Genomic DNA, 12,751 nt, shown 5'->3' with positions numbered 1-12,751 from the left:
TATGTTTAATTGATTACGCCGATGTAAGCCAATTCAGAACCGGGTTGCACCCGAAACTTTGTAACCTGGGAGCTGTAATGCAGCCTGCCTTATTTTCCAATTTATTATTATTCATTAGAAATTAATCATTAAACAAACATGTTCGAAATTTTTGCCGAACCAGCCACCTGGATCAGTTTGCTCACGCTTACGCTCATGGAGATTGTGCTGGGTATTGACAATATTATTTTCATTTCCATAGTAGCCGGGAAGTTGCCGGTTGAGCAGCAAGGCAAAGCCCGAACCATCGGGTTAATGTGCGCCTTGGTTTTCCGGGTAATTCTGTTGCTTTTTATATCGCACATCGTGGCTATGAAAGATCCGCTGTTCACGCTCGATCTGCCGTTTATAGAAAATGACTTTGGCGTAACCGGCCGCGACCTGATCTTGTTTGCCGGCGGTTTGTTCCTGATTGCTAAAAGTACCACCGAAATTCATGGTAAGCTGGAAGGCGAAGAGGAAGAACACAACGTGAAAAAAGTAGCACAGAGCCTGGGGAAAGTGATTTTCCAGATCGTACTCATCGATATCGTTTTCTCGTTCGATTCTATTTTAACCGCCGTAGGACTGGTAGAGCACGTAACCATTATGATTATTGCGGTAATTCTTTCCATGGGCGTGATGCTGGCCTTTTCTAAAGCCATTTCCAATTTTGTAAACGATCACCCAACCATTAAAATGCTGGCGCTTTCGTTCCTGATCATGATCGGTTTCATGCTGGTTTTAGAAGCGCTGCACCAGCATGTGCCGAAGGGGTACGTTTACTTTGCAATGGCTTTCTCGCTGGCCGTAGAACTCCTGAACATGCGTCTGCGCAAGAAAACCAAACCAGTAGAACTCCGCGATTCTATCGACCTGGATTAAAACTGACCTTTAGAATAAAAGAAAGCCCGATGCAGCAATCTGTATCGGGCTTTCTTTGCTCCACTAGCTAATGCAGGCAGCAACGAAATTTGTTTTGTGCAGGTTTAAAACGCTATCCTTTTTTATTCTGAAAGTCGAATTATCTGCATTTCCTTAACCTCATTCTGTGGCTTAACCTCGGTGTGTGGCGCACAGACCGAAGCACTACAACTAAAAGGCTTTGGTTATTACAACTTTATAAAACGCTGGAATTTTGTCTCGTGAAGTCAACCTATAAAACGTAAATCCAAAAACGTCAATCAATCATTTTACTTACCAGATCCCAAACCACAATTCCCAGCGCCACCGAAATATTCAGCGAATGCTTGGTGCCAAACTGTGGGATTTCCAAAACTGTATCCGCCAGAGCCAGCGCATTTTCTTCCACGCCAAAAACTTCGTTCCCGAACACCAGCGCATATTTCTGCCCTTTTTCCGGCTGAAACGCTTTTAAAGAAATGCTGTTAGAAACCTGTTCTACCGCCAGAATTTTAAACCCTTCGGCTTTCAATTTTTCCAGCAAATGCGGCGTTTCCGCTGCATGGTCCCAATCCACGGAATCAGTTGCACCTAAAGCCGTTTTATTTATTTCCTTATTCGGTGGCGTACCGGTGATGCCGCACAGATAAATTTTCTCAACCGCAAAAGCATCGCCGGTCCTGAAAGCCGAACCCACGTTATTCAAACTCCGCACATTATCCAGCACCAGCACGATCGGCGTTTTCTGCTTTTGCTTAAATTCCTCCACCGAATCGCGGTTCAATTCATCCATCGAAAGTTTGTGCCCAGGTTCTTCAGTCATTTTATTATTTATTGCTAATGGTTGATTGTTTTTACGTATTCCCGAAAAGTCCCCCTTTGGAGGGGGTAGGGCCATATTATTGCGTCATCCCGACGTCAGGAGGGATCTCCAAAAGTTAGTAGTAACTTTCAAGCTAGCTCAACTACCTTCCTCAAGAGATTTGGCTATGCCGAACTTCGTTTCTCCTCGCGTCGAAATCATAAGATAACGTAAAAATACTCCCCCAACCCCCTCCAAAGGGGGACTGATCGGGATATCCGCTTTAATACTTTAAAATTATTCCGCTCTTCCGGATTTGTAATCCGGAAGCACCGAGCTGCGGATTTGCAATCCGCCTTCTTTACAGAAATTCCCTTTCCCGCCTTAAAATTACCTGAAATGCCCGTATCTTGCATCTCCGTTTCTGAAAACGCTATCATTTTTGCCAAAGAAACTGTAGAGACGCAAAACTTTGTGTCTTTCCTAAAGAAATAGATTATTAGTATGAAAGTTGCCGCCGAAGCCCCCGTAACGCCCTTAATGAAACAATACAACGCCATCAAAGCCCAGCATCCGGGCGCGTTGCTCTTGTTCCGCGTAGGCGATTTCTACGAAACCTTCGGTGAAGACGCGGTTAAAGCCAGCAAGATATTAGACATTGTACTCACCAAACGCGGGGCCGGCTCGGCTTCTGAAACGGCATTAGCGGGCTTTCCGCACCATTCTCTGGATAACTATTTGCCCAAGCTAGTACGTGCCGGCGAACGCGTAGCCATCTGCGACCAGCTCGAAGATCCGAAAGGTGTAAAAGGCATTGTAAAACGCGGTATTACCGAACTCGTAACGCCCGGCGTTTCCTTCAACGATCAGGTTTTAGAGCGCCGCAGCAACAATTATTTAGCCGCCATCCACTTCGGAAAGCAGGAAAACGGTATCTCTTTTCTCGATATTTCCACCGGCGAATTCATTACGGCGCAGGGCGACCTGAACTACATCGGCAAACTTATTTCCAGCTTTTCCCCCGCCGAAATTCTGTATTGCAAGCACGCCAAAGCCGATTTCATCGAAAACTTCAGCAACGATTATTGTTCGTACGCTTTAGATGAATGGGTTTTCAGCTACGATTATACTTACGAAACCTTAACGCGCCATTTCGGCACCACTTCGCTTAAAGGTTTTGGTATCGAAAACCTGAAGGAAGGCATTATTGCAGCCGGTGCGGTATTGCATTATTTGGCCGAAACCAAACATTCCGAAGTTCGCCACATTGCCACCATTTCGCGCCTGGAAGAAGATAAATACGTCTGGCTCGATCGTTTCACAGTGCGCAATTTAGAACTCATTCAGCCCCAACATACCGAAGGCGTGCCGTTTATCCAGGTTTTAGACCAGACCGTAACCCCAATGGGAGCGAGGCTGCTGAAAAAATGGGTGGTTTTGCCTTTGAAAGAAAGTGCCCAGATCAGAAGACGGTTAGATACGGTGGAAGCTTTGACGCAAAATCCGGATCTGTTGCAGGAAATTGTGCAGAACCTGAAACAGATCAACGACCTCGAACGTCTTATTTCCAAGGTTGCGGTAAAGCGTATCAATCCCCGGGAAATGCTGCAATTGGCGCGTGCACTGGAAGCGTTACTGCCGATAAAAGAAGCCCTAGTAGGCAGCGAAATTCCGGCTTTAAGCAAACTCGGCGGACAATTGATTGAGTGCGAAGAAATTCGGGAGGAAATAAAAACCAAACTGAAACCCGAAGCGCCGATGCTCACCAACCAAGGCAACATGATCCAGAACGGCATTCACGCCGAGCTCGATGAATTGCGCGCCATTGCGTTTTCCGGGAAAGATTATTTGCTTCAGTTGCAGCAGCGCGAAGTAAAAAATACCGGTATTACTTCGCTTAAAATTGCCTACAACAAGGTTTTTGGGTACTATTTAGAAGTTAGTAACGCGCACAAAGATAAAGTGCCGCAGGAATGGATCCGGAAACAGACCTTGGTAAATGCCGAGCGCTACATAACCGAGGAGCTGAAAACCTACGAAGAAAAGATCCTGAACGCCGAAGACCGGATCTTTGCCATCGAATTTCAGCTTTACAACGAAATTGTGCTTACGGCACAGGATTATGTGATGCAGATTCAGCAAAACGCTAAAGCATTGGCAGTTATAGATTGCTTAAGTTCTTTCGCGCAAACGGCAATTAAGCAGCAGTACGTAAAGCCGGAAGTGAATGACAGCAAAGTGCTGAACATTAAAAAAGGGCGCCATCCGGTTATTGAAAAGCAATTGCCGCCCGGTGAAAGCTATATTCCGAACGATATTTTCCTGGATACCGAAGAGCAGCAGATCATTATTATTACTGGTCCGAACATGGCGGGTAAAAGTGCCTTGCTCCGTCAAACGGCCTTGATCGTACTTATGGCGCAGATCGGTTCTTTCGTGCCCGCCGAAGCGGCTGAAGTGGGCATTATCGATAAAATTTTCACCCGCGTAGGCGCTTCCGATAACCTGAGCAAAGGCGAAAGTACGTTCATGGTAGAAATGACCGAAACGGCCAGCATCCTGAATAATCTTTCTGACAGAAGCTTGGTTTTGATGGATGAAATTGGTCGTGGCACGAGCACATACGATGGTATTTCCATTGCCTGGGCAATTGTAGAGCACTTACACAACAACCCGAAAGCGAAGGGCAAAACGCTTTTTGCTACCCACTACCACGAACTAAACCAGCTTGCCGAAGATCTGCCGCGCGTGAAAAATTTCAACGTAAGCGTGCGCGAAGCCGGCGGTAAAATTCTGTTTATGCGGAAGTTAGTAGAAGGCGGTAGTGCGCATAGTTTCGGTATTCACGTGGCACAAATGGCGGGCATGCCGAACAGCGTAGTGTTGCGCGCCAACGAAATTATGCACCACCTGGAGCAAGAAAAAGTTGCGCATCCGGACGAAAATGAAAAACTGCAATCTGTTCCCAAGGCTAATATCCAACTTAGTATGTTCGAACCCGCCGATCCAGCTTTGGAACGCATCCGGGAACAATTGCAGCAGATAGATGTGAACGGTTTAACGCCGGTAGAAGCCTTGCTGAAACTGAACGAACTGCAACTGATTCTGAAAAGCAAAAAGCAACCAGTGGCGTAAAACGGTAGGGTTTTAGGTCTGAAAAGTCCGAAGTAAACCTGTGAAGTTTCTGAAACCTCACAGGTTTTTTTATAAATTTAAAACGCTATGCTTTTGCCCTGAAAAACTGGCAGCACCAGGCAAATTTGTGAGGAATAAAAAATTATGCCTGAAAATCAGGATTTAATGGTTTTTGGAAAAGATTTTTTAGAAACATACTTGACAAGTTTAAATAAATTGTATTACCTTTGTATCACAATTCGCCGCTAAGGTTGATTGAAACGCGAAAGTAGCTCAGTTGGTAGAGCGCGACCTTGCCAAGGTCGAGGTCGCGGGTTCGAACCCCGTCTTTCGCTCAAAAAAACGTTCTTTAAAGATAATAACCGAATAGGTTAACTAAATGCGAAAGTAGCTCAGTTGGTAGAGCGCGACCTTGCCAAGGTCGAGGTCGCGGGTTCGAACCCCGTCTTTCGCTCCAAGAGCAAGGCGTTGCGCAAGTAACGTCTTTGTTTTTTGATATAGTCCGAAGGCTTCCACTTTCGACTATAGGCCGGGATGGTGAAACTGGTAGACACGCAAGACTTAAAATCTTGTGAGCGCAAGCTTGTGCGGGTTCAAGTCCCGCTCCTGGTACCACACAAAAAGCCCCTTAAACAGCACGTTTAAGGGGCTTTTTATATTATGCACAAATGTGCTTGCTTCCATTATTAGCCAGCCGGTAAATTTACGTCTTCCCCCGATCTACTTTTTGGGCCTGATAGCATAGCGTTTTGCGGCGGCATCTGGTTATTCTTCAATTCCCGAAATACAATTCTTGCACGGCTGTAAATTCTGCATGCCAAAGCTTTTTTCAGGAATATGCTGTTTCTTTTAATTTTAATTGTGTTTTAAAGAAAGTGCGTAAAGCAAGTTTTGTTTCACAGAACAGGCGAAATTTTGCTGATAAATGGCAATGTTTTTGCCGCCTTAATTGGCAAAACCTGACAAATTAATTTGTAAATTACGATTGCATATTTAGTTTGTCCTTTCCGGATTAAATGGAGCAATCTTTAGAAAATTTACTTTCCTTAAAAACAATACCTGATGAAGCAACCTCGCGGGAGCATACGTTATTTTTTGATGAGGAACATGATTGCGTAATTTCGGAATGGCAGGGTTTCGTTTCTAAACAGCTTTTGATCACAGGTGCTATTCAGGGGCTTCACTTGCTGAAACAACACAACTGCACCAATATGCTGATCGATCAGCGACGGGTTCATGGTACCTGGGCTGATCTCAGCGATTGGCAACAATACATCTGGCTGCCTAATGCGTTGCAGGCTGGTTTAAAGAAATATGCGCTGGTTGCAACTTTCGGCAGTTATTCAGCTCTTACTATGGAGGGTTCTTTTGAAAGGCTCGGCGATAAGCTGGAAATAATGCTTTTCTCCGATCTGGATGAAGCTAAAAACTGGCTCGCTGGTTTGTAAGTCTTACTTTTTCCTTTCAGAAAGCAGTTTTTACCCCTAAAATCCTACCGTTTTTTTACTTTCTGTTGAAATCTCAGTCGGAAAACGCTAAAACTTTGCCCGGGCTAAAGCCGCAATGAGCAGAATTACCGGCAACGGCGAAATAACCATCTCGATCAGACGGCGGCAAAGTTTATAAGCCCAGTCGGCATCCGGGAGCATTTTTCCGGTTAAGATGAGCGTGGTGCAGGCCATGAAAATGAAAAAATAAAAGCCGGCCGCGATCAGCGATTTCCAGTTTTTGTTAAAATATACGTGCAGAAACAGAAAGCTCAGCGCTGTATAAAGCAAGCCATAGGTGAGCATGGTTGGCCAGCTGCGCATGGTTACCAGCGAAGAAACTTCCGCCTGCGACTGATTGAGCAAGGAAAACCAACCCAAGCTGGTGAAAACGAAATAGTAAAGCCTGTCTAGATAAAGATAGATATAATCGGTAAAAACCCCGGTGAAAAATAGTAGGGTAAAGAGGCCGAAAAGTAAAGCCTTACGCAGCGCATTGCCAGGAACGGCAAAATTGCGGGCTTCAGGCTGAAATAGTAGCAGTATCCGGTTTCGCATATCTTTTTATCCAAAGCATCCAGAAACCGAAAATACAGGCGTAAACCACAAACGCAAACGTATATTTATGGTTGAACTCCAGCGTATGCCGGCTATGGAAACTGTTAAGCGCCAGTGCCATAATACGCAGTACATTCAGCAGGTAGATCAGGAAAATACCCACGGGCACGTAAAATAATTTTGCTTTCCATGGGCCGGGATACGCTATGATAAACCCGGCAAAAAGTGCAAAAAGCACCATGCCGTTGCACGGATTTCCAACCAGCACAACGGGATACGTATTAATGAAAAGCGTAGTATCGCTGTGACTGGCCTGGTAACCAAATAAACGCAAGCCATAATCACTTAAAAAAACTTCCTGTTCCGAAAGCCAGGTATCTAAACGACCGTCAGGGAAAAGCCAGAGATCGTAGCACAGATACCAGACTGCATAAAGAGCCAGAGCAGTACCGAGGAACCGAATAATTTGCTGAGAATTGTCCATAAACTGATGTTTCCGGTGAGTTTCCGGAAGCCGAAGGTGATACAAAGGCTTGCTGGCTCAGCATGAAAAAGCAACCTGTTACAATTGCTTTTTCATGCCTGCAGCTAATTCTGAATTAACGGGCTTTGCGGCGGTCGCGGAGTTTTTTGAGGCCATATGCAACGCCGCCTGCTACCAGCAAACTGGCCCCGCCATCTATCGGGATCTCGGCCGGAGGTGGTTCTGTCGGGGTTGGTCCTCCATCGTCCGGCGGACCCTGGGCATACACTTTTACCATGCCGGCAAACAAGCATATTCCCGTAATTAAGGTGAACTTTTTAAACAGTTTCAGCGGGTTTTTCATCTGTTTTACCTATCGTTTTATTCAATTACAATTTTTCTGGTTACTGGTCCGGCACCGGTTTCCAGGCGCAGCGTGTAAACGCCGGCTGCCAGTTTATGCAACCTGATGGTTTCCTGGATGTGCTGATTGTTTTCTGCTTTCAGGCTTTGCTGCCATACCTGCTGCCCAATCGCGTTAAATAGTTTGGCTTCGGTAACGGCTTCGTTAAAGGCCGGCATGCTGATAGTAAATATACCATTATTCGGGTTCGGATAAACCAAAACTTCGGTAGCCAGATCTATTGCATATATGCCAGTGGTAGTTGCCGGACCAAAGCGCAGGAAGAAACGACCGGTCAGATCGGTTTGCGTGGTGGTAAACTGATAACTGCTTTGTTGACGCAGGTTATGCAGCGTTCCGGTAGTGCGATCTTCCAGGAAAATGTCCTGGTTAACTTTGAAATTCAGGATCTGATCGGCGGTAATGGTGAAGCTGCCGGCTTGTGGCACGCGGCCACCCAACGGAATAACAGTGCCCGGAATAGTGGTTGGTAAACCGTTTATCGAAAGAATATCATTTCCGGCTACGGAGTAGAAGCTGGCTACATTCCCGGAGTTCGGCAGTTTAAAAGCATCGTACTCACTATCGAAGCTGGCTGTTGCTCCTTGCTGGAAATATACGTGTAGTTGATCGCCTATTCCGGCATTGTCCAGTACCGAAAGCGAAACGATCGGTCTGGTTTCGGTGCGCGACTGCCGGTACATGGCCGGGTTTTCATACGTGGTTACGCGGGCGCTGTTATTGAAAGTAAATGTCGGCGAACCGGAATTTACCCGCACAAAGAATGCCTGCATTACCGCTATTAATTCTGTGCCAGGAGTACCTACACCGTTTACGTAGCTTGTATAAGAGCCGGAATATTGGCCGGTTGAACGGAAAACGTAAACCGCATTATCTACGCCCGGCGGAATTGTAACCTGATCCCAGTCTATTGGGGCCGGATACGGGTTGCCCAGTAAATGCCAGCCCGATTTAGCAGTGCTGCCACGGGTGAGCGTTCCGGCCGAAATACTGCCGTTATTTAGTGTTCCGCTAACATCTACAGTTGTTGGTATTGTGTTCACGGTAAAGCCTCTGCCCGGAGGCATTGGGTCGCTTAATGAATTCGGAGATTCCCAGCCAAAGGTGAAGTCCGGATTAGTGGCCGTTAAGCGGGTTTCGTTGTAACGGAAAACCGTTGGGAATGGTCTGGTAGTGCCCGGAGTAGGGTTTGTATTGTAAGCCGGATTAACCACCATATTTACTCCCGGATCGTTCAGCTGGCCAATAGTAGCATTGGTAACCGGCGATGAGAAATGGCGGTAGCCCGGCCCAGAGTTTATACCCGGATTTATATAGCGTTGTACGGTAGTGGTGCCATTTACAACCCCTCCGTTATTTACTACCATGGCATGGTTGCCCGTTTGCGATAACAGCGTGAATGTTTGGTTGTTGGTGTTTAAGTTCGCATTCAGGGTCAGTAATTCTTTTATGCTCACCGGCCCTCCTAAAGTAACAGGACCGCCGCCGGTAGTAAGATTCCGGAAAATAGTAGTAACGCCAGATTTACCTACAGTTTGTGCGGTTGTGTTACTGGTAGGGAATACCAAGGAACCATCGCCGTTGCTGTTGAACGTACCGTTGTTGGCAAATGTGCCGCTAACTGTTAAAACGCCGGAAGTTAACGTAAGCGTAGCGCCGTTATCAATGGTCAGATTGCGGGTGCTGGCTGCTGCTGAAATTACCGGCTGAAATAATGTAAGCGCCGGAATGGTTACATCGGTGGTGCTGGTAGGAATGGTATTGTTACACCAGTTAGAAGCCGTATGCCAGTCAGTGGATGTAGTTCCTAACCAGGTACCGGCTGTGCAAGGAAGAAGCGTGGTGGTGAAACTAGCCGGGCCTGCAGTAGGGCTATTGCCACCAGTACAATTCTTGGTAACATAAAAATCGTAGGTTACCCCCGGAAGCAGATTGCTTGCATTGTATGGCGAACCCGTTAAACCGCTTACAATGGTACCATTTCCCGGTGTAAAACCACTCGGTCCGTATTCAAGCGTGTACGTGCCGGTAGAGCCGGTTGCACTTGGCGTAAAATTCAGAGTGGCAGTTGTGGAGCCAATATTCGAGGCGTTCAGATTGGTTGGCGCGTCGCATACTACCGGTTGGGTATTGGTAGTAGTAAAGTTTTCCGGGCCAACACGGCTGCTGGTAACGCCGCTGCCGCAGTTTTTGGTAACGTAGAACTGGTAGCTGGTATTGGCAGTAAGGTTGCTAACCGAAGCTGGTGAATTGCTTACGTTCACTACTGTTCCGGTGCCCGGAGTAAAGCCCGTTAATCCATATTCTACATCGTAAGTACCGGTTCCGGCGCTTGGTGTAAAAGCAAGATCCGCAGTAGTATTGGTAATATTCGTGGCTGTCAGGTTGGTTGGGACGTTGCAGGTAACCGGCGCTGCGGTAGTAGTGAAGCTGGCCGGTCCGGCGGTTGTGCTGTTTCCGATGCTTCCGCCGCAATTTTTAGTTACGTAGAACTGGTAAGCAGTGCTAGGACTTAGGCCGCTGATATTCCGGGGCGAAGTAGTTACGTTCGTAATAATGGTACCGGTTCCGGGCGTAAAACCCGAAGGACCATATTCGATGGTATAAGTACCGCTTGCGCCGGTAGTACTGGCCGTAAAATTCAGGTCGGCCGAAGAAGAAGTTACATTGGTAGCTGTTAAACCGGTTGGAGCATCGCAGGTTTGCGCGGCTGCCGAAGTAGTGAATTGTGCCCGCACGAAGCCACTGTTGCCACTTGCCCCGCAATTTTTCTGCACCGTAAAATCATAAGTAGTATTTGGGCTCAACCCGCTTACGTTATAAGGCGGACCAGAAACAGTTGTACCGGTTCCGTTGGCAAAACCAGCCAGGCCATATTGAACAGTATAAGTGCCGGTTGCACCGGTGGTGCTTCCGGTGAAATTAAGCGTAGCGGAGTTGGCTGTAACGTTTGTAGCGGTTAAGTTCGTTGGAGCATCGCAGGTTTGTGGCGCCGACGAAGTAGTGAAAGTTCCGCTTGGGCTGTTCGCGCTGGTTACCCCGTTGCTGCAAAGCGTTCTGACTACAAAAGTATATGTCGTGCCAGCTGTTAAGCCAGTAAGGTTTGCCGGCGAGCTGTTTGTTGTTGCAGTTGTTGTTCCGGCCGGGAAAGTTGAACTAGGTCCGTATTCAATGGTATAGGAAGTTCCCGCATCGCCACCGCTAAAAGTAACCTGAGCTGTAGTCTGGCCTGTACCGGCGCCGCTAACGGTGGTAGGCGCCGCGCAGGTTGCTGCCGTAGTTGTAAAGTTGGCTGGCCCGGCAGTTGTACTATTACCAATGCTTCCGCCGCAATTTTTAGTTACGTAGAACTGGTAAGCAGTGCTAGGGCTTAGGCCGCTGACATTCCGGGGAGAAGTAGTTACGTTCGTAATAATGGTACCGGTTCCGGGTGTAAAACCCGAAGGACCATATTCAATGGTATAAGTACCGCTTGCGCCGGTAGTACTGGCCGTAAAATTCAGGTCGGCCGAAGAAGAAGTTACATTGGTAGCCGTTAAACCGGTTGGGGCATCGCAGGTTTGTGGGGCACTGCCAAAAGTTAATTGAATATTAGGTCGGAAAGTTGAAGTAAAAGGAAAATCCAGAAAGCCGTTCGGGTCTCCAGATGCGTTGGTGCCGGGCGGTACATCATCGCGTTGCCAGTATAGAAAACGGGTGGCTCCAATATTCGTGAACCTGAAATCTTTGGCTGTAGGATTTCCTGATTCCAGTCCGGTAGGTGCCCCGCTTGTATTAGTTGTATTGGTGGCTACTATTACCTCCAGGTTTGAAGCAGTGGTATAGGTAAAAGGCGTTGTAAGTGTAATGGTAACCCAGGTATTTGGTACTAATAGGGCGGTAGTGATATTCCCACTCCAGACCAAGGTAGCACCACTTATTTCATTTGGGGCAAATTCGTTGCCGGTAAACGTTGTGCTGGCTGTATTTTTTAAGTAGATCTGCGTTGGCACGGAACCTGCAGGGCTGTTGGTTGCTTCTAAAAACCAGCCAATAGCTGTAATAGTACCCGAGGTTCCGATCTCGGAGCCCAGGTAAATGCCGGCAGATCTTTCATAACTAAAGGTGTTGCCAAATGGTTGATGCGTTAAATTTGCATCGTTTGGTTCATCATCTCCGGTTCCTACTTGAGTCTGAGCCTGCAAAGAAAGTGCACAAACCAGATTTAAGAACAAAAAGCATAGCGTTTTTACAACCAGACCATTTTTGCAGAAGTGATTGCGTAGTAATTTTGCCATAGATGCATTAAAAACTTGTATTCAGTTTAATATAGGTTTGGCTTGTGGCCTTTCAAGTACTGCCGTAATATTGCGGCCGCCGAGTATAGTGAAATTTAAATATTTGTAAACCTTCCAGACCTTTTTATACCTAAAATACCACGGTTAGTTGCATAATATCCTAAACCTTTTTCCGAAAACATAAAAATTACGGTTCCAGGCGGATTTTTAGGCAGAATAAATACCTTTGAGAATTGACCATTATTTTACCAGAATCTATGAAAGGAATAACTTCTGTTTTGTTACTGATACTTTCCAACCTCTTTATGACCTTTGCCTGGTACGGGCATTTGCAGTTCAAAAAAATAAGTTGGCTGCACGGCGTTGGTTTAATTGGCGTAATTATGATCAGTTGGGGTTTGGCGTTTTTTGAGTACATTTTTCAGGTGCCAGCCAACCGCATCGGTTTCCGCGAAAACGGCGGCCCGTTCTCGCTTTTTGAGTTGAAAATTATTCAGGAAGTGGTTTCGCTTACGGTTTTTACGCTGGTGGCCGTTTACATTTTCCGCACCGACAAGCTGGCCTGGAACCACGTAGTCGGGTTTCTGTTCATGACGCTGGCCGTGTTCTTCATCTTTAAAAAATGGTAGGGTTTCGGCAGAAAAAAGTAAATTAGCGTTTAGATAACCGGCAATTCGGGCTGAA

General features: G+C 46.6%; 9 protein-coding genes and 3 tRNA genes. 7 read left to right on the top strand and 5 right to left on the bottom strand.

Annotation, left to right across the window (positions count from 1 at the left end):
* Positions 1-138: 138 nt before the first annotated feature.
* Positions 139-903 carry a TerC family protein gene (locus tag ACFPIB_RS07940; protein WP_378016902.1) on the top strand — a complete coding sequence of 255 codons (765 nt, stop codon included), beginning with the start codon at positions 139-141 and terminating at the stop codon, positions 901-903.
* A 295-nt stretch (positions 904-1,198) separates the two neighbouring features.
* On the opposite strand, the gene ACFPIB_RS07935 is transcribed toward ACFPIB_RS07940, so the two are convergent.
* Complete coding sequence (locus tag ACFPIB_RS07935; protein WP_378016901.1) at positions 1,199-1,744, bottom strand: RNA methyltransferase; 546 nt, start codon at positions 1,742-1,744, stop codon at positions 1,199-1,201.
* Positions 1,745-2,227: 483 nt separating this feature from the next.
* On the opposite strand from ACFPIB_RS07935, the gene mutS reads away from it, so the two are divergent.
* The 5 genes from mutS (at position 2,228) to ACFPIB_RS07910 (ending at position 6,306) form a co-directional block, all read left to right on the top strand.
* Positions 2,228-4,858: a DNA mismatch repair protein MutS gene (mutS, locus tag ACFPIB_RS07930; RefSeq protein WP_378016900.1), complete on the top strand. Its 2,631-nt coding sequence runs from the start codon at positions 2,228-2,230 to the stop codon at positions 4,856-4,858.
* A gap of 262 nt (positions 4,859-5,120) precedes the next feature.
* Positions 5,121-5,193, top strand: a tRNA-Gly gene (locus ACFPIB_RS07925).
* Positions 5,194-5,239: 46 nt separating this feature from the next.
* Positions 5,240-5,315, top strand: a tRNA-Gly gene (locus ACFPIB_RS07920).
* Positions 5,316-5,386: 71 nt separating this feature from the next.
* Positions 5,387-5,473 (top strand) — tRNA-Leu (locus tag ACFPIB_RS07915).
* A gap of 401 nt (positions 5,474-5,874) precedes the next feature.
* Positions 5,875-6,306 (top strand): hypothetical protein, encoded by a 432-nt coding sequence (locus ACFPIB_RS07910; RefSeq protein WP_378016899.1) that lies wholly within the window; start codon positions 5,875-5,877, stop codon positions 6,304-6,306.
* 87 nt (positions 6,307-6,393) lie between these two features.
* On the opposite strand, the gene ACFPIB_RS07905 is transcribed toward ACFPIB_RS07910, so the two are convergent.
* The 4 genes from ACFPIB_RS07905 to ACFPIB_RS07890 all read right to left on the bottom strand — a co-directional run bounded on the left by ACFPIB_RS07905 (position 6,394) and on the right by ACFPIB_RS07890 (position 12,067).
* Positions 6,394-6,903 (bottom strand): XrtX-associated membrane protein, encoded by a 510-nt coding sequence (locus tag ACFPIB_RS07905; protein ID WP_378016898.1) that lies wholly within the window; start codon positions 6,901-6,903, stop codon positions 6,394-6,396.
* Complete coding sequence (gene xrtX / locus ACFPIB_RS07900; protein WP_378016897.1) at positions 6,869-7,387, bottom strand: exosortase X; 519 nt, start codon at positions 7,385-7,387, stop codon at positions 6,869-6,871. Before xrtX ends, ACFPIB_RS07905 begins: the two co-directional genes overlap by 35 nt.
* A 115-nt stretch (positions 7,388-7,502) precedes the next feature.
* The gene (locus tag ACFPIB_RS07895) at positions 7,503-7,730 is read right to left on the bottom strand and encodes a PID-CTERM protein-sorting domain-containing protein (protein WP_378016896.1); all 228 of its coding nucleotides are present in this window, start codon (positions 7,728-7,730) and stop codon (positions 7,503-7,505) included.
* Positions 7,731-7,747: 17 nt separating this feature from the next.
* Positions 7,748-12,067, bottom strand: a complete 4,320-nt coding sequence (locus tag ACFPIB_RS07890; protein ID WP_378016895.1) for a T9SS type A sorting domain-containing protein — start codon at positions 12,065-12,067, stop codon at positions 7,748-7,750.
* A gap of 257 nt (positions 12,068-12,324) precedes the next feature.
* Here ACFPIB_RS07890 and ACFPIB_RS07885 point away from each other — a divergent pair, with 257 nt between their 5' ends.
* On the top strand, positions 12,325-12,696 hold the full coding sequence (locus ACFPIB_RS07885; RefSeq protein WP_378016894.1) for a DMT family protein: 372 nt from the start codon (positions 12,325-12,327) through the stop codon (positions 12,694-12,696).
* Positions 12,697-12,751 lie beyond the last annotated feature (55 nt).

The organism is Adhaeribacter terreus (assembly GCF_042657365.1).
Taxonomy (GTDB): Bacteria; Bacteroidota; Bacteroidia; order Cytophagales; family Hymenobacteraceae; genus Adhaeribacter_A; species Adhaeribacter_A terreus.
The sequence above is the reverse complement of the archived record's forward strand: the minus strand, read 5'-3'. Positions and strand labels throughout refer to the sequence as shown.

Excerpts from the sequence above, each read along its gene's own strand:
- ACFPIB_RS07940 (WP_378016902.1), top strand. The coding sequence starts at position 139 with ATGTTCGAAATTTTTGCCGAACCAGCCACCTGGATCAGTTTGCTCACG.
- ACFPIB_RS07935 (WP_378016901.1), bottom strand. The coding sequence starts at position 1,744 with ATGACTGAAGAACCTGGGCACAAACTTTCGATGGATGAATTGAACCGC.
- mutS (WP_378016900.1), top strand. The coding sequence starts at position 2,228 with ATGAAAGTTGCCGCCGAAGCCCCCGTAACGCCCTTAATGAAACAATAC.
- ACFPIB_RS07910 (WP_378016899.1), top strand. The coding sequence starts at position 5,875 with ATGGAGCAATCTTTAGAAAATTTACTTTCCTTAAAAACAATACCTGAT.
- ACFPIB_RS07905 (WP_378016898.1), bottom strand. The coding sequence starts at position 6,903 with ATGCGAAACCGGATACTGCTACTATTTCAGCCTGAAGCCCGCAATTTT.
- xrtX (WP_378016897.1), bottom strand. The coding sequence starts at position 7,387 with ATGGACAATTCTCAGCAAATTATTCGGTTCCTCGGTACTGCTCTGGCT.
- ACFPIB_RS07895 (WP_378016896.1), bottom strand. The coding sequence starts at position 7,730 with ATGAAAAACCCGCTGAAACTGTTTAAAAAGTTCACCTTAATTACGGGA.
- ACFPIB_RS07890 (WP_378016895.1), bottom strand. The coding sequence starts at position 12,067 with ATGGCAAAATTACTACGCAATCACTTCTGCAAAAATGGTCTGGTTGTA.
- ACFPIB_RS07885 (WP_378016894.1), top strand. The coding sequence starts at position 12,325 with ATGAAAGGAATAACTTCTGTTTTGTTACTGATACTTTCCAACCTCTTT.